Below are 19,417 nucleotides of genomic sequence, written 5' to 3'. Positions count from 1 at the left end.
GTAATGCAGTTTTCGTGGGATGGAATGCAAATTAACTATCGACAGCCACCGCGCTGTCGTCGGTTTGCGCGATGGCGATCGGCGCCTGCCACTTCTCCAGCCAAGGGATCATCTGGTCGCCCGGAATCGGACGGCTCATGAAATAGCCTTGCCCCTGGTCGCAGCCCAGTTCCGCCAGCAGCCGCCATACGGCTTCGCTCTCGATGCCCTCCGCCACCACGCGCAGGCCCATGTTGTGGCCAAGGTCGATGGTGGAGCGCACGATCTTGGTGTCGCCCTCGTCGTTCTCCATATTCAGCACGAAGGACTTGTCGATCTTCAGTTCATTCACCGGCAGGCGTTTGAGGTAGGCCAGCGACGAGTAGCCGGTGCCGAAATCGTCGATCGACAAATCGAGGCCCATGGCGCTCAGGCGCTCCAGCGTCAGCTGCGCGCGCACCGGATCGTCCATGATGGCGCTCTCGGTGATCTCCAGGCAGAACGAGCCAGGCGTCAGCTTGTGGCGCGCCAGCAGGTCGGCAAACTTGGCAGGCAAATCCTGGTCCAGCAAATCGCGGGTGGACAGGTTGACCGACACTTTGAGCGGATGGCCCTTGAGCGCCAGTTCGCGGCACAACTCGGCCGAACGCTCCATCACCCAGCGCGTCAGCACGCGGATAAAGCCGGTCTGCTCGGCGAACGGAATAAACTCGTCGGGGAACACATTGCCGCGCTCCGGATGGACCCAGCGCACCAGCGCCTCCATGCCCACCACTTTACCGGTTTGCAGCGAGATCTTCGGCTGCACGTGCAGGCGGAACTCATTACGCTCGGCGGCGTTGCGCAGCTCCGTCAGCAGCGACAGGCTCTTGGCGCTGGATTTGTCCATCGCGGCGTCATACACCACGGCGCCATCGTTGCGCTGCTTGGCGGCGTACATCGCCACTTCGGCCATGCTCAACAAGGTCTCGCCATCGTCTGCATGTTCCGGATAGGCGGCGATGCCGAGGCCAGCGCCAATGTCCACCATCTGGTCTTCCAGCGACAGCGGGGTCTCCAGCGCCTGCAGAATCTCGGCCGCCATCAGCAGTGCTGCGTCGATGTTCGCGGCGGGCAGCAGCACGGCAAATTCATCGCCGCCCAGGCGCGCCACCTGCGCCGACAACTGGCGCCGATTCGCGAGCAGCAATTGCAGGCGACCCGCCACCTGTTGCAGCAGCGCGTCGCCAAAGCTGTGGCCCATGACGTCATTGACGTGCTTGAAGCGGTCCAGGTCCATCATCAGCACGAATAAAGCCTCTTCGCGACGGCGCGCGTCCTGCAGCGCGTCGTTCAGCTGCACCACGAACTGCGCGCGGTTCGGCAGATTGGTCAGCGTATCCCAATACGCCAGCCGGCGGATTTCCTGTTCGCGCTTGGCGATCCCCTCGCGCATGGAATCGAAGGCGTGCGCCAGCTGGCCGATTTCATCTTCGCGCGTGCTGTCGATCGATACTTTGTAGTCGCCGCCTTCCAGCCGCTTAGCGGTGGTCACCAGTTCGCTGATCGGCTGGGCGATACGCTTGGCGGTGAACACGATGGCCAGCGCAGAGATGAAGATGCCGGCCAGCGTCAGGCCGATCAGCCAGCGCTCCAGCCGGCGGTATTCGGCGGTGGCTTCGTCGATCGAGCGCGCCAGCAGGACGCTGGCGGTCTGGCCGCTGTCCTCGCCGATCGACAGCAGGCGCGTGCTGTACTTCGCGGTTTCCACCGTGATGTCGAATGGCCCGGCCGGCGGCTTGCCGCCTAGCGCCTGCAATTGATCGACCACTTCCTGCGCCGAAGGTCCGACAAAGGTGGAACCGGCCGACAGCCATTTGCCTTGCGGGTCGCGGGTCAGCACCGTGGTGTGCAGCGAACTGACTTCGCGCATGTCGTTAGCCAGCTGACGGTCGATCGGGAAGGTCATCACAATCCAGCCGATGGTGATCGGCGCCTTGACCGGCATGGCAACGATCTGGAACGGCCGGTGGTCGACGATGGCGATGCCGATCGCGCCGTCGCCCGCTTCGGCCGCGTCCAGCATCGACAGCGCGATTTTCTCTAGCCCCGCCGCCTGCGGCGGATTGGTGGAGACGCTGATCTTGCGGTCATCGCCGATCAGCATGGTCAGCGAAGCCTTGATGCGCCGGCCACTGTTGACCAGCGCCGATTCAATCGTGGCGCGGTCGCTTTCATCGTTGTTGCCGATGGCAGCCACGAAGGCCGTATCGCGCGCCAGCAGCCGCGCGCCAAAGCGCAGGTTTTGCGCATTCTGTTCCAGCAGCCGCTGGAACACCTTGGTGCCGTTGGTCAGCTCACCACTAATGGCCAACCGCGCGTTGTTGTCGATGCCGCGCTGGATCACCAGCAGCCCCACCACCTGCACGGCCACGATCAGCACCAGGAACAAGGTGACAATACGGCTTTCGAGGCTGCGGAAACGCAAGTGCATGCTGGGACTATCCTATTTAAAGCGCGGCGTCGTCGGCCGCGATGGGTTTCATCGGCAGTTTAAAAACGGCGGTGGCGAGTTCGCCCGCCTTCACCGTCAACACCTGTTCCGGCGTGGCGCCGCCCACGGTATTGTAATGCCATGCCTTGACCACGTACTTGCCGGCAGTTGGCAGATCGATGCGCACCGCGCCGGCGCCATCGGTCTTGGCGAAATACGGCGTGTCGACGATCTTCACGTAGGCGATCATTTTGTCATGAATATTGCAGCCCAGGACCACCGTGCCGGCCTTGTCGAATACCTGCGGCGACGCCGTCTGGCCGGAGTAAAGCTTCTGGTCGAATTTGTGCGCCGGCGAGAACGAATAAATGTGGTGACGGACCTTGTCGTTGTTCGGGAAGTTGATGGTGGCGCCGGTCTGTACCACGGTCACCAGCGGCAGGAATTTCAAGCCCTTCTGCTCAATCAATGCGGTGCCCGGCTTGCCGCCGCCACCGCCCTCCGCCTCGATATACACCACCGTATCAGGTAGCACCTTGCCAGCGGCATCCTGTACCTGTACTGCAATGCCGGTGGCGCCGGCGTGGGCCGCGCCCATCAGGCCCAGGCAAAAAGCGAAATGACGATGCTGCATAAGTTCCCTGTTCTCTCCGTCGACGGCATCAGTGTAGCGCATGTCCAGGACAATCTGTTTCCCAAATTCATCATCCAGTCATAAATTGACTCTATGATCGTACAGTTAAACCGACAATTGGCAAACGATTCATCGTGAATTCCGCACTCCAGCCATCCGGTGGCGCCACACCTACCTGACACCTCGCGAAGACGACGAGGAAGCGGTGCTGCGCGCGCATTTATACGACATCCTCGCGCGTAAGCAGCTGAGTGCGCTTTTTCAACCGATTGTACACATGCAGAGCGGCGAAATCATCGCCTATGAAGGATTGATACGCGGACCGTCGGATAGTCCACTGCATGCGCCGATGAATCTGTTCAAGACGGCGCGCGCCAACGGCTTGACGGTACAGCTGGAACACCTGTGCCGCCGGGTGGTGCTGGAGCGCTTTGCCGAGCTGGAGCTGCCGGGCAAGCTATTCCTCAACGTCAGCCCGGAATGCCTGCTGCAACGCGACGCCCGCCACGGCGAGACGCTGGAAGTGATCCACCAGATCGGCATCAACCCCGAGCGCGTGATCATCGAGCTGACCGAAAACCAGCCCACCTACGACTACGACCTGATGCGCGAAGCGGTGCTGCATTACCGCAATATGGGCTTTCAGATCGCTATCGACGACCTCGGCGAGGGCTTCTCCAGCCTGCGCCTGTGGTCGGAATTGCGGCCGGAATACGTCAAGATCGATATGCATTTCATCCAGGGCATCAACCACGATCCGCTGAAGTTGCAGTTTGTCCGTTCGATCCAGGAGATCGCCGAAAAATCCAACACCCGCGTGATTGCCGAGGGCATCGAGACCCAGGCCGAACTGCTGGTGCTGCGCGATGTCGGCGTCGCTTATGGCCAGGGCTACCATCTGGGGCGGCCGCATCCAATGCCGGCCCGCACCGCACCGGCCGAGGTGATCAAGGCGCTGGCGCGCCACGGCGTGGCGGTGTATCCGCAGCGCACGGCGGACCAGCATGCCAGTCGCATCCACAAGCTGCTGCATGAAGTGCCGGCCGTGTCGCCGAGCATGAACAACAACGACGTCTACGCGATGTTCCAGAAAAATCCCCAGCTGATGATTATCCCGGTGGTGGATGACGGCCAGCCGCTGGGGCTGATCAACCGCTTCGACATGATCGAACATTTCGCCCGGCCCTACGAGCGCGAGCTGTACGGCAAGAAGTCGTGCAAGCAGTTCATGGACCGCCAGCCGCTGATCGCCGACCGCAATACCAGCTTGCAGGAACTGAGCTGTCGCATGGCCGAGGCCGAGGCGCGCCACCTGTTCAACGGCTTCATGATCACCGAACAGGGCCGCTATCTGGGCATGGGCACCGGCCACGACCTGATGCGCGAAATCACGCGGATGCACAGTAATCCGCCGCCACCGGCGCTAGGCTGAAGCTCAGTCCACCGCGCGGTTGTGCGGCACGTAGAACGTTGGCGGATGAGCGTCGCGCCATTTGCGCACCAGTTGCTGGGCGGCGGCGATGGTTTGCGGCGTCATCACCAGCGCCATGCGGCGACGATTGCTGACCGCCGCCACGTCACCCGCCTGCGCCGCCAACGTCAGCCACATGAAGGACTGCGCCGGATCGCGCTCCACGCCGCGGCCGCTGCCATACATGCCACCCAGGTTGAACTGCGCCAGCGCGTGGCCCTGCTCGGCCGCCTTGCCATACCAGTCGACCGCCTGCAGATCGTCGCGATCGACGCCGACGCCGTTGGCGTACATCACGCCCAGATTGTTCTGCGCGCTGGCGTCACCCTGCTCGGCGGCGCTGCGGTACCAGACGGCCGCCAGTACGTCGTCCTTGGCCACGCCGTGGCCGTTGGCGTACATCACCGCCACATTGAATTGCGCATGCGGCATGCCCTGCTCAGCCGCGCGCCGGTACCATTCCAGCGCCATCCGTTCGTCGCGGGCGACGCCCCGGCCGCGCGCGTACAAGCCGCCGAGGTTGTATTGGGCCAGCGCATGGCCGGCCTCGGCAGCGCGGTGATACCAGGTAAAGGCCAGCTCGTCATCCTGCTCGACGCCATTGCCGGTGGCCAGCATCACACCCAGGTTGAACTGGGCGTCGGCGTCTTCCTGCTCGGCGGCGCGCAGCAACCAGGCGTAAGCGCGACGCGGATCGCGCTGCACGCCCAGCCCTTCGGCGTAAGCCACGCCCACCAGCCGCTGCGCTACCGGATCTTCCTGCGCCGCCGCCTGCCGGAACCAGGCCACAGCTTGGGCCTCGTTGCGCGCCACGCCAAGCGCGTGCTTGTACATCAGGCCGAGACGAAGCTGGGCGTTGGCGTCGTTTTGCAGCGCGGCCTTGCGGAACCATGCCAGCGCCATCGGATAATTGCGCGCCACGCCGTAGCCATTGCAGTAGGCCTCGCCAACCAGCGTCTGCGCGCTGGGCAGACCTTGCTCGGCGGCGCGGCAGAAACAGGCCAGCGCCACCTCGTCGCTCTGCGGCACGCCACGTCCCTTCTTGTACATTTGTCCGAGATTTTGCTGGGCGGAGGCGTCACCCTGGCGGGCGGCGCGGCGGAACCAGCAGGTGGCCAGATCATCGCTGTGGTCGACACCACGGCCGTAGTAGTACATCACGCCCAGCTGATTCTGGGCGTAAGCCAGTCCCTGGACGGCAGCCTTGCTCATCCAGTCAAACGCCTGGGATTCGTCGCGCGCTACGCCGTCGCCGCTTTTATACATGCGGCCGAGATTGAACTGGGCGTAGGGATTGCCACGCTCAGCAGCGTCGAGGAACCAGCGGTAGACGTCGTACCCTTCCTTGGCCGTGCATGGTTTTTTCACGATACACCTCTGACCAACATGACAACACTGTTGATGAAAGTGTAAAACGCGTCCCCGGAAGGGATTTGACGACGCTCAAACGGGCTGGCCGCGCTTTTGCAGGAATTGCGGCACTTTGGCGGCCGCCAGTTTGTTGACCGACACCAGCAGGTCGGTATCGACCTGGCGGATGCCGTAGGTTGCGCGCAGATGCTGGCCGATATGGATCAACAGCTTGGCGGCGACTTCCGCATCGGCTTCGGCACGGTGGGCAGCGCTGCGGAACTGGATGCCCAGCGCGCCGGACAGCTGACCCAGTTTGTAGCTGCCCAGCGTCGGAAACACGCGGCGCGACAGCTTGAGCGAACACACCAGCGACGCATGGCGCGGCGCCAGCGTCAGCCGTTCGGCCTCGGCGCGCAAAAACTTTTCGTCGAAACTGGCGTTGTGGGCCGACAGCGGATCGCTGCCGATGAAGTCCAGCAGCTGCGGCACCACCTGGTCCACTGGCGGCGCGGTGTCCACCATGGACTGGGTGATGCCGGTCAGGCCGGTGATGAAGGATGGAATGCGCACGCCGCAATTAATCAGCGACACATAGCGCTCGACCACCTCGCCGCCGACGATGCGCAAGGCCGCCACTTCGGTAATGCGGTCGCCCATGGCGGGCGACAGGCCGGTGGTCTCGAAGTCGAGCATGACGATAGGTTGGTCGAGCATGGTTTATCCGCCAAATTTGCGTACGGCGTCCAGCGCCAGGCCGGCGCCGATGCTGCCGAACAGGTCACCTTCCACCTTGCGCGCGGCCGGCAGCACGGCGCCGATACGCTCGCGCAGCTTGCGCACGCCGCTGGAACCGCCGGTGAAGAATACCGTGTCGACCTCTTCCGGTTTGACGCCGGCGTCGCGCAGCAAATTCTGTACCGTGGTTTCCACCGAGCCGACCAGGTGGTCGATGGCGCCGTCGAACAGCTCGCGGCGCAGCTCCAGCGTGACAGGCGGCGCCAGGCGGTCCAGCTCCAGCTGCACCACGGCGTCGGCCGACAGCGCAATCTTGCCCTCTTCCGCCTTCATCGCCAGCCAGTGGCCGGCGCGCTCGTCGATCAGGCGCTGCAGGCGGCCGAGCTTTTCCTGCTCGGCCGAATCGCGGATCAGGTCGGACAACTGGGTCCACATCTTCTTGGTGTAGACCTGGTTGATGGTGTGCCAGGTGGCCAGGTTGAAGAAGTAACTGGACGGCACTTCGCTGTTGTTGCGCAGGCGGCTGCCGTAACCCAGCAGCGGCATGATGGACGACAGGCTCAGGTATTTATCGAAGTCGGTACCGCCGATGTGGACGCCGCCGTTGGCCAGGATGTCATCGCGCCGCTCGGCCTTTTTGGCGCGTTCGGGCGACAGGCGCACCAGCGAAAAGTCGGAAGTACCGCCACCGATGTCGGCGATCAGCACCAGCTCCTCGCGGTCGATCTGCGACTCGTAGTCGAACGCGGCAGCAATCGGCTCGAACTGGAAAGCGATGTCCTTGAAGCCGACGGAACGCGCCACTTCGGCCAGCGTATCCTCGGCCAGCTTGTCGTTGTCCTTGCTGTCGTCGATGAAATACACCGGACGGCCAAACACCGCCGAGGTGAATTCCCGCCCGGCCGCGCGTTCGGAACGCTTCTTCAGTTCGCCGATGAACTGCGCCAGCAGCATGCGGAACGGCAGCGCGCGGCCGCCGACCTCGGTCTGGCCGTCGATCAGGCTGGTGCCCAGCAAACTCTTCATGGAGCGCATCAAACGCCCCTCGTAGCCGGCCAGGTAATCGGCCAGCGCCGCACGCCCATAGGTGACTTCGTCGTCGTCCGCATTAAAGAAGACGACCGACGGCAAGGTGGTCTTACCCTCCTCCAGTCCCAGCATCACCGGATGGCCGGGACGCACCCAGCCAACGGTGGAATTGGACGTACCAAAATCAACGCCGCAAGCAATGGCCATCTTGCCCTTTCCGTTCAGCTAAAGGGGCGGGAGTTTATCAGATAAAGCCGCATCGCAGCAAACATTGCGCCCTAGCCACAAGAAAGAAGATATTTCTTTGCAGAAATGCGATAGTTGTTGCCATCGGGTAAGTTTTTAATTATGCTCGTTTCACTATTAAAAGAATAATCAAATGGGCCTGCTTTCCACGATGAGCAAAACGAATTCGACCGTAGAGGATAGCGCAACCACGCTGAAAGCGATGATCGCCGGCGAAAACCGCCGCGTAACGTCGTATGACGTGGCGCAGCTGGCCGGCGTGTCACAATCGGCGGTGTCGCGCTGCTTCAAGCCCGGCGCCAGCGTTTCCAAGGCGACCTACGCGCTGGTGATGAAGGCCGCTGCCCTGCTCGATTATATTCCCAACGCTGCCGCCCGCAGCCTGATCACCCGCCGCTCCAATATGGTCGCGCTGATCATCACTAACCAGGCCAATCTGTATTACCCGGAACTGCTGGCCGAACTGAGCCAGCAGCTGACGGCGCGCGGCCAGCGCGTGCTGTTGTTCACGTTGCAACATGAAGGCGACGTCGACCGCGTGCTGGCCGACGTCTGGCAATACCAGGTCGACGGCGTGATCGCCGCCGCCCGCCTGACGCCCGAACACGTGGCCGAATTCGAGCGCCGCCGCATGCCGCTGGTGCTGTTCAACCGCAAGCTGCGCGACCAGTCGGTCAACACCGTCACCTGCGACCATGTGGAATCCGGCCGCATGCTGGCCTCGCGGCTGGCGGCCGCCGGCCACCGCCAATTCGGAATCATCGCCGGCAACGATCCGTACAGCGTGGCCACTGAACGCCAGCGCGGCGCCTGCGAACGCATCGCCGAACTGGGTTTGCCGGCGCCGGTGGTGGTGCCGGGCGCTTACGATTACCGCAGCGGCGCGCTGGGCCTGAAAGCCATCATCGCCCAACTGGGCAGCCTGCCGGACGCCATCATCTGCGGCAGCGACGTCATGGCCATCGGCTGTCTGGACTTTGCCCGCCACGAACTGGGACTGGACGTGCCGGGCCAGCTGTCGGTAGCCGGCTTCGACGCCGTCGAGCCGTCCAACTGGATCAGCTACAACCTGACCACGCTGCGCCAGCCATTGCCGAAAATGGCCGCCGCCGCCGCTGATCTCCTGTGTTCACGCATCGACCGCCACGAAACCGACACCGAACGGCGTGTGTTCAGCGCCCAATTCATCGAAGGCGCCACCGCGCGCCTGACGCCGGTCGCGACCTCGATGACGCCGCCGGCGATGGCGACGCCCAGTTTGCGGCTGCCGATCGCTATAATGTAGCGGATGAACCAGCCCAATCCTTCCAATACACCCCGCTTCACCCCGCAAGGCCTGATCCCCACCGCAGAGCAGACCGCCATCCAGCTGGCCCAGAACAAGGTGGTGCTGGTGGACGCCAACGCCGGCGCCGCCAAGACCACCACGCTGGCGCTGCGCATTGGCGAGGCGCTGGCGCGCAAACTGGCGCCCGAACAGATCCTGGCGCTGACCTTCACGCCGGAAGCACGCGAAGTGCTGCGCCGCCGCCTGCAGGAGGTGGGCGTGCCGTCGGCGCTGGCGGAGCGCGTGGCGGTGCTGAGTTTCGAGGATTTCGCGGCCTGGATGATGGACCTGGCCGACAACGACGATGTGCGCCAGTGCCGCGACCTGCGCGCGCTGAAAGAACCCGCGCTGCGCGCCATCGACCGCACCGCCGACCGTTACGCCGGCAGCGTCGACGGCCTGGAGTTGCACACCCACAGCGTGGCGCTGAGCCAGTTCCTCGAAGTTCAGCAAAGCCTGAAAGCCACCATGGCGCTCGACAGCGACGTCGAATTCATGGGCCACGAGGAAGCCGCCGAGCAGCTGGGCATACCGCTGAGCGATTACCTGGCCACGCTGGAATACGAAGCCATGCGGCTGGACGGCGGCGCCGGCGCGGTGTTCCGCGGCCCGTTCGACGCCAGTTACGACCTGGCCTGCAATCTGCATGAGGGCGCCCGCCTGGCCGAGCAGTTCCCCGACTACCGGCTGGTGCTGTGTGACGAACTGCACGACTTGAACGAAGCCTCGTTCCGCATCCTGGAGGCGCTGATCGACCGACCGCAAGCCTTCTTCGTCGGCGCCGGCGACAAAGACCAGGTGATCCACGCCAAGCTGGGCGCCAGCGACGAATACCTGAAACGCCGCTTCAGCGAGCGTTTTCCCAAGCTGGCGCGCTATCCGCTGACGCAAACCTGGCGCCACGGCCCGCACTTGGCCTACGCCATGGCCGAATTCAAGCAAAAGCGGGTGGAATCGGCCCTGCCGCTGCGCACCGAGATCCTGCACGCGCATTATGCCGACGCGGCCGAATGCGCGCAGCGCGTGGTGGCGGCCGTGCGCCAGTGGAAAGCCGACGGCAACGCCTACGACGGCTGCGCCATTCTGATCCGCGACCGCCATCAATCGATGGCCATCGAAAACGCGCTGATCGAGGCCGACATCGACTACCGCACGCCGCCCATGGCCGGCTATCTGCAACGCGACGAGATCCTGTTCCTGCGCGGCCTGCTGGGCATCGCGCTCAAGGATTTTTCCGCAGTCAAGTCGGAACAGGTGCGCGTGGCCGTGGTTGAAGCGCTGGTGGCATTCAGCGAAATGAAGTTTTCCATCCACAGCATGGACAATTTCAAGCAGCAGATCATGAAAAGCCCGGACCTGCTGGGTGAACTGTTCATGATCGAGGACGAGCGCCGCGACGGCGTCGAGCCGGACTACCGCGACGTCGCCAGCGCCGGCACCAAACGCGCCGTGATCGCCGCGCTGGCCTGGCTGTCGACGGTGGACCCGACCGCGCCAGCCGCCGCCGTGCTGACTGAATTGTGCGAACGCGTGCAACTGGCCGCCACCGCCCGCCGCATCTTCGTGCGCGCCTATGACGCCAGCGTCATCACCAAATCCATCGCCAGCCTGCTGGCGGCGGCAGCGGCCTCCGGCCAGAGCCTGCGCGAGTTCTGGAACGCGGTCAACGCGCGCGAAGCCTTTATCCGCCGCAAGCGGGACCGCAAGTCGGTATTGATCGAATGCGCCGGCAACGCTAAGGGCAAGGAGTTCGAGCACGTGATTCTGCCATTCCTGGAGGAAGGCGAATTCCCCCATCCGTCGAAGCCGCGGCGCGAGGAAGAAAACCTGTTCTACGTGGCCGCCACCCGCGCCCGCGCGCGCCTGACGCTGCTCGCGCCGTCCGATGCCGCCACCCGCAGCAGCTTCATCGCGCAGATGCGCTTGCCTAAATCTTCAGCAGCCGCCGAGACCGCTTTGGAGCGCAACCAGCGCGCGCCAGTTGCCACGCCACCTACGCGTTGTTACTTAACCGCCGGTTTCCAGGACAAGGATCACGTCAAGGCGCTGGGCGCCAAATTCGATATCGCCCGCCGCGCGTGGTATGTCGAAAGCGGGACCGACCTCACGCCATTTTTAGCCTGGATGAAAAAATAATGCAGGGGACCAATCTTTCCAAGGGAAACCCTTATATAATACCGGTCGCGGGCTGCGGAACAGCCTCACACCTAGCGTGTACACCATGTCCCTCCAACAAAATCAATTCGGGAGTATTTCGATGAAAGCTAAAACCAATATCCTGCTGGCAGCCTGCACCATCGCTCTGCTGAGCGCTTGCTCGACCCCAGCTCCGGCCCCTGCACCAGCAGCACCGGCGCCAGCGCCAGTTGCAGCTCCAGCACCAGCGCCAGTAGCTGCACCAGTGCCAGCACCAGTTGCTGCACCACTGCCAGCTTACCTGGACCCAAACAGCTCGATCTACAAAAATCGTAGCGTCTACTTCGACTTCGACAAGTACACCGTCAAGCCAGAATTCGATGCACTGGTTGCTGATCACGCCAAGTTCCTGTCGGCTAATCCAAACGTCTCGATCAAAGTCGAAGGCAACACCGATGACCGCGGCGGCGCAGAATACAATCTGGCCCTGGGTCAGAAACGTGCTCAAGCCCTGATCACCGCCCTGAAAGTACAAGGCGTGAAAGACGGCCAACTGGAAGCCGTCAGCTACGGTAAAGAAAAAACCACCGGTACCGACGATGCAGCGCGCGCACATGATCGCCGCGACGACATCATCTACCCAAGCAAGTAATTCAGTCGTATCGAACGCCCGGCACCGCCGGGCGTTTTTCATTGCGGCTCTGACTTTTGAGAGCGGCGAAAATCACTGGTAGTAGTTATGCTGGAAGTTTCCATTCATCCCATTCAGGCGAAGGAAGTTTCATGAAGAACCTCACTACTGCGGCCGGCGCACCGGTCGTCGATAATCAGAACACCCAGACCGCAGGCCCACGCGGCCCGGTACTGCTCCAGGATGTCTGGCATCTGGAAAAGCTGGCCCACTTCGCGCGCGAAGTGATCCCCGAGCGCCGCATGCACGCCAAGGGCTCCGGCGCTTTCGGCACCTTCACCGTCACCCACGACATCAGCCAGTACACGCGCGCCGCGCTGTTCTCGGAAGTCGGCAAGAAAACCGATATCTTCATGCGTTTTTCGACCGTGGCCGGTGAACGCGGCGCGGCCGATGCCGAACGCGATATCCGCGGCTTCGCCGTCAAGTTCTACACCGAGCAAGGCAACTGGGATGTCGTCGGCAATAACACGCCGGTGTTCTTCTTCCGCGACCCGCTCAAATTCCCGGACCTGAACCACGTCGTCAAGCGCGATCCGAAGACCAATCTGCGCAGCGCCGAAAACAACTGGGACTTCTGGACCCTGCTGCCGGAAGCACTGCACCAGGTTACCATCGTCATGAGCGACCGCGGTATTCCAAAGGGCTACCGCCACATGCACGGTTTCGGCAGCCACACCTACAGCTTTATCAGCCCTGCCAATGAGCGCTTCTGGGTCAAGTTCCACTTCGTCTCGCAGCAGGGCATCGAGAACCTGAGCGACGCCGAAGCGACCGCGCTGGTAGGCGTGGACCGCGAAAGCTCGCAGCGCGACCTGTATGACGCCATCGAGAACAAGGACTTCCCGCGCTGGAAACTGGCGGTGCAGATCATGCCGGAAGCCGATGCCTCCAAAGTGCCGTACCACCCGTTCGACCTGACCAAGGTCTGGCCGCACGGCGACTATCCGCTGATCGACGTCGGCGTGCTGGAACTGAACCGCAATGCGGAGAACTACTTCGCCGACGTGGAGCAGGCAGCCTTCTCGCCGGCCAACGTGGTGCCAGGCGTGAGCTTCTCGCCGGACAAGATGCTGCAATCGCGCCTGTTCTCGTACGGCGACGCGGCGCGCTATCGCCTGGGCGTGAACCATCACCAGATTCCGGTGAATGCGCCGAAATGCCCGTTCCACAGCTACCATCGCGACGGCGCCATGCGCATCGGCGCCAGCGGCGGCGAACACACGCCGTATGAGCCGAACAGCCGTGGCGAATGGCAGGAGAGCCCGCAGTTCAAGGAACCGCCGCTGTCGCTGGAAGGCGCAGCCGATCACTGGAACCACCGCGTGGACACCGACTACTACTCGCAGCCGGGCAATCTGTTCCGCCTGCTGACCGCCGAGAAGAAGCAACTGCTGTTTGAAAACACCGCGCGCGCCATCTACGGCGTTTCCAAGCCGGTGCAGGAACGTCACATCTACAACTGCACCCAGGCCGATCCGGCCTACGGCGCCGGCGTGGCCGCCGCCATCGCCGCGCTGGAAGGCAAGTAATACCGGTACAATGAGGCGGCCCTATTGACCGCCTCATTGACCGATGCCCTTCGTCTTTTTACTGATTGCGTTGTTGCTTCCCGCTACGGCCTGCGCGCAGCAAGTCGCCTGGCTGTGGGACGGCGCCGCGCTTCCTGCGTGGTCCCAGCAGGAAGCCGCAGTCCTGCAACGCCATATTCTCCTGAGCGGCGACAACGCCCTCACCCGCCCCCGTTCCGGCTGGCCGCCCGCATCGCGCATTACGCCGGTGGTGCATGTGGAAGTCAGCACCGTCAATCCACCCATCGATATCGAACGCCGGCGCTCCATGATCGTGCGCGCGATGCATGAAGCAGCGGACGCCAGCACATCCGGCTGGGTGCAACTGGACATGGAAGCCAAACCATCGCAGCGCGTTTTCTATCGCTCACTGGTGCGCCAGCTGCGCAGCGAACTGCCGCCGCACATCAAACTGAGTGTGACCGCGCTGGCCTGGTGGTGCCGCTCACCCGCATGGCTGGACGACCTGGGTGCCGACGAAGTGGTGCCGATGTTCTTCCGCATGGGGAAAGACGGCGCGCGGCTGCGCGACCTCGTCGAGCACTCGCCGGCCGCGCTGCACGCCAGTTGCCGCGACGTCGCCGGCTTTTCGCCACAAGAGGCGTTCGCACCGCAGGTCACGGCGCGCTATCGCAAAACATACTGGTTCGACCGCTACGCGTGGAAGCGTGGCGCCAACATTGGGAGCACTCCATGATTCGTCGTTTCAAAGCGGGCGTACTTGCCTCCGCCCTGCTGACCATCGCCACCGCCGGCGCCAGCGGCGACACGCCTTACGACCGCTTCGCCAGCCGCTACGCGCCGGACATCGCGTCGGGTCGCTACCAGGGTGGTGAACTGGGCGTGGTGCTGCCGACCTATGCGCGTCCCTATCTCTACGCCGCTTGGCGCGATGTGATGTTGGGCACGCGCGACCTGAAAGCGTCGCCGGGCATGGAAGGTGGTCTGGACGTGACGGTGCAAGGGCGCGTGGGCGGCTATGGCGACTGGCGCCAGAACGCACCGAACGACTTGTACGAAGCCTGGCGCCAGGCGGTCAGCGCGGCGCTGAAGCGTGAGATCCTGCCGGCGCGTGAGAACGACAATGTCGCCGCTACCTATCGCGCCTGTCCGGACACCAGCTACTTCTTCGCGGCGCAAACACTCAACGATCTGGCCAAGCGCAGCGACGCCACGCCGGCGCGGTTGCAGGCGTGGGTTGCGACACAGCGGCAGGTGTTCCGCATCTGCGGCGACGATCCCGAGGTGCGTCATCCCGGCTATGGCCAGGCCAAGGTGGTGGTGGCGCAGCCGGCCGCGCTACCGGCATCGGAAGCGCTGTATTGGCGGCAGATGCAGGAGTATCAGTTGGCGTCAGCCGCGTTTTACGCCGAGGACTACACGGCCAGCGGCAAGCTTTTTGCCCGCATCGGCGCTACCGACGAACATCCGCTGCGGCATTGGGGTGAATATCTGAGCCTGCGTTCGCTGGCGCGCGCGGCGACCTACGTGCCGCCATCGGTATCGCAGCAAGAGCGCTGGAAGCAGCGCCAAGCCATGGCTGCCGAAAGTCCAGAAGCGGCAGCGGCGCGGCAAGCCGCCCAGCAAAAGAAAGTGGACGCCATCCAGGCCAGCATCGACCATATCGTCGCCGATCCCGCGCTGAAGGACTTGCACGAAGACGCCCGCGCCATCGGCCGCGCAATGCGCTCCACGCTGACGCCTGAAGTGCGCTTCGCAGAACTGAGCAAGGCACTCGACAACCCGCGCATCGATCCCTACGCCGATGACCAGTTGGGTGACTGGCGTCTGCTGGCGAATCACTTGATGTCGGCGGTATCGCTGCGCAAATCGGTGGACTTCATCGACTGGATACAAACCATCCAGGCTTGTTATGACTACAAGCCACAAGCCAGCTGCGAACAGGAACGCGATCACGCGCTGGAGCAATGGCGCCGCTACGTCAAGGAGGCCAACAAGCCGCAGGCGCGCGTTTGGCTGATGGCCGCCGCGATGCGTGGCGAGACGATGCCGCAGGATCTGGAGAAAGCCAGCCTGCAAGTAGCGGCCGATGCGCCGGAATACCTGACGGTGCGCTATGCGCTGGCGCGTCACTATCGCGTCAGCAAGCAGGCCGACAAGGCTCGGGCACTGGAAGATGCCGTACTGGCCAGCGCGCAGCTCCGCGCAGCGGCATCGCCAAGCGCGCGCAATCTGTTCCTGCAGGAGCGGCTGGCGATGGCCACCACTCCGGCGGAAGCGGCGCCATATCTACTGCGCGAGCAGGTTGACGGCCATGATGGCGACACTGGCGAAAAAGCCGACGCCAAACCGGTTAACCTGCAATTGGCGTCCGACGGCCAGCGCTGGCTGAATAGCGGCCTGTCCAACGCCGATCTGTATGCGTTGAGCGCCGACACGCGCCTGCCGGCAGCACTGCGCACGCGTATCGCTATCGCCGCATGGATGCGTTTCGATCTGCTGGGACAGGACAGCGACGCCGTCGCAGCCGCCAAGCGCATCGAACAAGGTACGCCCGCGCTGGCTGCGGACATGCGTAAATATCAAACACAGGCCAACCTGCAGGAGCGGCGTCACATCATGCTGGTCACCGCGATGAAGTGGCAACTGACGCCGACGCTGAACGCATACATGGCGACGCGCGACGACTTCCCCTCCCCCAACCTGGATGACGTCACGGCTAGCATGTGGTGCAAGCTGCCCGCCAAGGCCGGCGTCAGCATCGACGAAGACACCGGCATCGAAAACGCGCCGCCGTCGCCAGACACCGGCAACACCGCTATCCGCGACAAGGAGCTGGCACAACTGGGCAGCCTGAAAACCGCTACCGGCTTCGTCGGCGACCACGTACTGCGTCGCGCAGCAGCGGTGCCGAAAGATCCGGAGCTGCCATGGCTGTTGTACGTGGTGGTGCAATCCACGCGCGGGGGCTGCCTAGATGCAGATGCCAAAACGCTGTCGAAGAACGCCTTCACCCTGCTGGGTAAGCGCTACGGCAACACCGAATGGTCGCGCAAGACACCTTACTACTATTGATCTTTAAGCCGTCACCATCACGCCCGAGCGCTGCAAAAGCAGTTCACAGCGCTTGGACAGGTGCAGCACCTGCAGCGTTTTGCCAGTCTTGGCGTAACGTTCGCTCAGCGTAGCGACCGCCACCACCGCCGAGTGATCCGCCAGACGCAGATGGCGGCAATCCAGCGCCACCTGCTGCGGATCGGCTTGCGGATCGAACAGCTCATTGAAATGCGCGATCGAAGCGAAGAACAGCGTGCCATGTGGCGTGTATGTTTTAACGCCATCAGCCTCTGTCACGTCGGCGCGAATTTCGCGCGCGTGGCGCCAGGCGAAGCTCAACGCCGCAATCACAATCCCGCACAGCACGGCGACCGCCAGGTCGGTGGCAACGGTAATCGCCGTCACCGCCACAATCAGCAGCGCGTCATGACGCGGCACCTTGCCCAGCACCTGCAAGGAGCTCCACGCAAACGTCTGCTGCGCCACCACGAACATCACCCCCACCAGCGCCGCCAGCGGAATGCGCTCGATCAACGGCGATAAAAACAGTATAAACAATAAAATCATGATGCCGCTGACCGCGCCGGACACCCGCGTGCGGCCACCGGAACTCAGGTTGATCATGGTCTGGCCGATCATCGCGCAGCCGCCCATGCCGCCGAACAGGCCGGAGGCAACATTCGCCACGCCAAGCGCCACGCATTCGCGATTCGGCAAACCGCGCGTCTCGGTAATTTCATCGGTCAGGTTAAAGGTCAGCAGCGTTTCCAGCAGACCGACCACCGCCATCAGCAGCGCGTATGGGAAGACGATGCGCAGCGTGTCCATCGTCATCGGCACCTCCGGCAGCGCAAACACGGGCAGGCCGCCGGCGATATGCGCCATGTCGCCCAGCGTGCGCACCGGCAGACCCAGCGTCGCGGACAACACGCCGATACCGACAATCGCCACCAGCGCCGGCGGCAGCGCCTTGGTCAGACGCGGAAGCAGATAGACAATCAGCATGGTCAGCACCACCAGGCCGCACATCCACAACAGCGACGCGCCATGCAGCCATGCGCCATCCGCCTTGAAGTGTTGCAATTGCGACCATGCGATCACGATCGCCAGTCCGTTGACGAAGCCTAGCATCACCGGATGCGGCACCATGGTCACCAGCTTGCCCAGTCGCAGCACGCCGAACAGCAGCATGATTGCGCCGCTCAGCACCACTGTCGCTAGGAAATATTGCAGGCCGTGCTGGGCCACCAGCGCCACGATCACCACCGCCATCGAGCCAGCGGCACCGGAAATCATGCCCGGACGGCCACCGAAAATCGCGGTAATCGTACAAATAAAGAAGGCGCCATACAACCCGGTGAGCGGATTGAGATGCGCAACCAGCGCAAAAGCGATGCATTCAGGAACCAACGCGAAGGACGTGGTCAGCCCTGCAAGGGCATTTTTTGAAAAATTCATGAGGGGAAAAGCCGGAATAACGGCGATGCGAAAGGGCAACAGTCGCGTATTTTACACGGGCTGTGCGCAGTACTCATCGTTATGGGTGAAGTGGCGCACATTCAAAACGGGGGTGGCGCGGGCACAATGGCAACACTTATTCAATCAACCAGCCAGTCAACCAACGCCATGACTACTCTGATCTCAGCTACCTACGCCCTGCAACGTCAAAAAATCGCCGTGGAAAGAACGCTGTATGCGCGGTCTGCGGAAGAATCCCAGCTGGCGGCCCGTTGGGCGAGCGCCTGGCACAAGCTGGTGCAGCGAAAACTGGATCAGGATCTGGCGGCACGTATGCCGGCGCGGGCGGATTTCGGCGGTTTCCTGATCAATCCGCCGTCCCGCGTCCTGCATTAATTCCCTACTCTATCAAGCTGCGTAGCGTTGCTGTGCCGGTGCCGTGTTGCTGACGCGGCTCTGGTAGCAGCTGCCTGCGCGGCGTTCCATACCATCCCGATCCAGCACCGTGACCAGACCGCGGCGGTAGATGATCAGACCTTCCTGAGCCAGTTTGCCCGCCGCGCCGGTGATGCTTTCGCGACGCACACCCAGCATATTGGCGATCATTTCCTGCGTGACTTTCAATTCATTGGACAGCGAGCGGTCCAGACGTTCCAGCAACCAGCGGCACAGTTTCTGCTCAATGCTGCTATGACGGCTGCCGGCCACGCTTTGCGCCAGTTGGGCAAACATCGAACTGGTGTAACGCATCAGTTGCTGGGCCAGAGGGCCACCGGTGTAGAACACATCGCGCAGCACGGAGGTTTTCAGGCGGTAGCCATAGCCGGCGGTTTGCACCACTGCCGAGTAGCTGGCACGCTCAGTTGGATGCAGTGCAACACCGACCACACCTTCACGGCCAACCACGGCGATTTCGGTCGTGGCGCCGTCTTCCATCACGTATTGCAGCGAGATGATGGCATTGGTTGGGAAGTAGGTGTACTCGACAGTGGCGCCGAAATCGAACAGGTGCTTACCCTCAGGCAACGTCACCAACTCCAGATCGCCGAACAGGGCGAGCAGATCATCGCGCGACAGCGCGCGCAGCAAATCGTTCTGCTGAGCGCCGATCAGGCTAACTTGTGGAGCAGCGACTGGAGCGGTGTGGATTGCGTTCATGGTAAGCCTCTTGATAGTGTGTCTGCGTTGTTGATGTAGACACTATATCGAGCAGCCTGGTTCTGCGGTATAGGAGGACCTTGTAGTCCAATGTAGGCAGCGAACATTGCAAAATGTCATCTTAGTCCTACGTGGCGC

The 19,417-nt window shown here is 62.8% G+C and carries 14 protein-coding genes and 1 pseudogene; 8 read left to right on the top strand and 7 right to left on the bottom strand.

The window, feature by feature from the left end; all coding sequences use genetic code 11:
• Window positions 1-31: 31 nt before the first annotated feature.
• Together HH213_RS25045 and HH213_RS25040 are read right to left on the bottom strand one after the other, a co-directional pair.
• A complete protein-coding gene (locus HH213_RS25045) occupies window positions 32-2,452 on the bottom strand; it encodes a putative bifunctional diguanylate cyclase/phosphodiesterase (protein ID WP_110847793.1) in 2,421 nt (806 codons plus the stop codon).
• A 16-nt stretch (window positions 2,453-2,468) separates the two neighbouring features.
• Window positions 2,469-3,086 carry a methylamine utilization protein gene (locus tag HH213_RS25040; protein ID WP_169114061.1) on the bottom strand — a complete coding sequence of 206 codons (618 nt, stop codon included), beginning with the start codon at window positions 3,084-3,086 and terminating at the stop codon, window positions 2,469-2,471.
• Window positions 3,087-3,294: 208 nt separating this feature from the next.
• Here HH213_RS25040 and HH213_RS25035 point away from each other — a divergent pair.
• Window positions 3,295-4,494: pseudogene (locus HH213_RS25035) on the top strand (EAL domain-containing protein); the annotation flags it as partial.
• A gap of 27 nt (window positions 4,495-4,521) precedes the next feature.
• Here the strand turns inward: HH213_RS25035 and HH213_RS25030 are convergent.
• The 3 genes from HH213_RS25030 to HH213_RS25020 form a co-directional block, all read right to left on the bottom strand.
• A complete protein-coding gene (locus tag HH213_RS25030) occupies window positions 4,522-5,925 on the bottom strand; it encodes a tetratricopeptide repeat protein (protein ID WP_169114060.1) in 1,404 nt (467 codons plus the stop codon).
• Between the two features lie 75 nt (window positions 5,926-6,000).
• Window positions 6,001-6,624 carry a 3'-5' exonuclease gene (locus HH213_RS25025; RefSeq protein WP_169114059.1) on the bottom strand — a complete coding sequence of 208 codons (624 nt, stop codon included), beginning with the start codon at window positions 6,622-6,624 and terminating at the stop codon, window positions 6,001-6,003.
• Between the two features lie 3 nt (window positions 6,625-6,627).
• Window positions 6,628-7,881, bottom strand: a complete 1,254-nt coding sequence (locus tag HH213_RS25020; RefSeq protein ID WP_169114058.1) for an Hsp70 family protein — start codon at window positions 7,879-7,881, stop codon at window positions 6,628-6,630.
• Window positions 7,882-8,071: 190 nt separating this feature from the next.
• Here HH213_RS25020 and HH213_RS25015 point away from each other — a divergent pair, with 190 nt between their 5' ends.
• The 6 genes from HH213_RS25015 to HH213_RS24990 all read left to right on the top strand — a co-directional run bounded on the left by HH213_RS25015 (window position 8,072) and on the right by HH213_RS24990 (window position 16,681).
• On the top strand, window positions 8,072-9,205 hold the full coding sequence (locus HH213_RS25015; protein ID WP_110847788.1) for a LacI family DNA-binding transcriptional regulator: 1,134 nt from the start codon (window positions 8,072-8,074) through the stop codon (window positions 9,203-9,205).
• Window positions 9,206-9,208: 3 nt separating this feature from the next.
• On the top strand, window positions 9,209-11,383 hold the full coding sequence (locus tag HH213_RS25010) for an ATP-dependent helicase (protein ID WP_169114057.1): 2,175 nt from the start codon (window positions 9,209-9,211) through the stop codon (window positions 11,381-11,383).
• Between the two features lie 121 nt (window positions 11,384-11,504).
• A complete protein-coding gene (locus tag HH213_RS25005) occupies window positions 11,505-12,035 on the top strand; it encodes an OmpA family protein (protein ID WP_169114056.1) in 531 nt (176 codons plus the stop codon).
• Between the two features lie 131 nt (window positions 12,036-12,166).
• The gene (locus tag HH213_RS25000; RefSeq protein WP_169114055.1) at window positions 12,167-13,606 is read left to right on the top strand and encodes a catalase; all 1,440 of its coding nucleotides are present in this window, start codon (window positions 12,167-12,169) and stop codon (window positions 13,604-13,606) included.
• 73 nt (window positions 13,607-13,679) lie between these two features.
• On the top strand, window positions 13,680-14,342 hold the full coding sequence (locus HH213_RS24995; protein WP_229263147.1) for a DUF3142 domain-containing protein: 663 nt from the start codon (window positions 13,680-13,682) through the stop codon (window positions 14,340-14,342).
• Window positions 14,339-16,681, top strand: a complete 2,343-nt coding sequence (locus HH213_RS24990) for a hypothetical protein (protein WP_169114053.1) — start codon at window positions 14,339-14,341, stop codon at window positions 16,679-16,681. Before HH213_RS24995 ends, HH213_RS24990 begins: the two co-directional genes overlap by 4 nt.
• A gap of 3 nt (window positions 16,682-16,684) precedes the next feature.
• On the opposite strand, the gene HH213_RS24985 is transcribed toward HH213_RS24990, so the two are convergent.
• A complete protein-coding gene (locus tag HH213_RS24985; protein ID WP_169114052.1) occupies window positions 16,685-18,121 on the bottom strand; it encodes a SulP family inorganic anion transporter in 1,437 nt (478 codons plus the stop codon).
• A gap of 126 nt (window positions 18,122-18,247) precedes the next feature.
• On the opposite strand from HH213_RS24985, the gene HH213_RS24980 reads away from it, so the two are divergent.
• On the top strand, window positions 18,248-18,517 hold the full coding sequence (locus HH213_RS24980) for a hypothetical protein (RefSeq protein ID WP_229263146.1): 270 nt from the start codon (window positions 18,248-18,250) through the stop codon (window positions 18,515-18,517).
• Window positions 18,518-18,529: 12 nt separating this feature from the next.
• Here HH213_RS24980 and HH213_RS24975 read toward each other — a convergent pair whose 3' ends face one another.
• Window positions 18,530-19,279, bottom strand: a complete 750-nt coding sequence (locus tag HH213_RS24975; protein ID WP_110847780.1) for a Crp/Fnr family transcriptional regulator — start codon at window positions 19,277-19,279, stop codon at window positions 18,530-18,532.
• Between the last annotated feature and the right edge of the window lie 138 nt (window positions 19,280-19,417).

Origin of the sequence: Duganella dendranthematis (genome assembly GCF_012849375.1) — a bacterium.
In the GTDB taxonomy this organism is placed as follows: Bacteria; Pseudomonadota; Gammaproteobacteria; order Burkholderiales; family Burkholderiaceae_D; genus Rugamonas; species Rugamonas dendranthematis.
This window is presented reverse-complemented; position numbering and strand designations above follow the sequence as displayed.

What these genes read in the sequence shown, in the direction of transcription:
- HH213_RS25045 (WP_110847793.1), bottom strand. Translation starts at nt 2,452, where the DNA reads ATGCACTTGCGTTTCCGCAGCCTCGAAAGCCGTATTGTCACCTTGTTC.
- HH213_RS25040 (WP_169114061.1), bottom strand. Translation starts at nt 3,086, where the DNA reads ATGCAGCATCGTCATTTCGCTTTTTGCCTGGGCCTGATGGGCGCGGCC.
- HH213_RS25025 (WP_169114059.1), bottom strand. Translation starts at nt 6,624, where the DNA reads ATGCTCGACCAACCTATCGTCATGCTCGACTTCGAGACCACCGGCCTG.
- HH213_RS25020 (WP_169114058.1), bottom strand. Translation starts at nt 7,881, where the DNA reads ATGGCCATTGCTTGCGGCGTTGATTTTGGTACGTCCAATTCCACCGTT.
- HH213_RS25015 (WP_110847788.1), top strand. Translation starts at nt 8,072, where the DNA reads ATGAGCAAAACGAATTCGACCGTAGAGGATAGCGCAACCACGCTGAAA.
- HH213_RS25010 (WP_169114057.1), top strand. Translation starts at nt 9,209, where the DNA reads ATGAACCAGCCCAATCCTTCCAATACACCCCGCTTCACCCCGCAAGGC.
- HH213_RS25005 (WP_169114056.1), top strand. Translation starts at nt 11,505, where the DNA reads ATGAAAGCTAAAACCAATATCCTGCTGGCAGCCTGCACCATCGCTCTG.
- HH213_RS25000 (WP_169114055.1), top strand. Translation starts at nt 12,167, where the DNA reads ATGAAGAACCTCACTACTGCGGCCGGCGCACCGGTCGTCGATAATCAG.
- HH213_RS24990 (WP_169114053.1), top strand. Translation starts at nt 14,339, where the DNA reads ATGATTCGTCGTTTCAAAGCGGGCGTACTTGCCTCCGCCCTGCTGACC.
- HH213_RS24985 (WP_169114052.1), bottom strand. Translation starts at nt 18,121, where the DNA reads ATGAATTTTTCAAAAAATGCCCTTGCAGGGCTGACCACGTCCTTCGCG.
- HH213_RS24980 (WP_229263146.1), top strand. Translation starts at nt 18,248, where the DNA reads ATGGCAACACTTATTCAATCAACCAGCCAGTCAACCAACGCCATGACT.
- HH213_RS24975 (WP_110847780.1), bottom strand. Translation starts at nt 19,279, where the DNA reads ATGAACGCAATCCACACCGCTCCAGTCGCTGCTCCACAAGTTAGCCTG.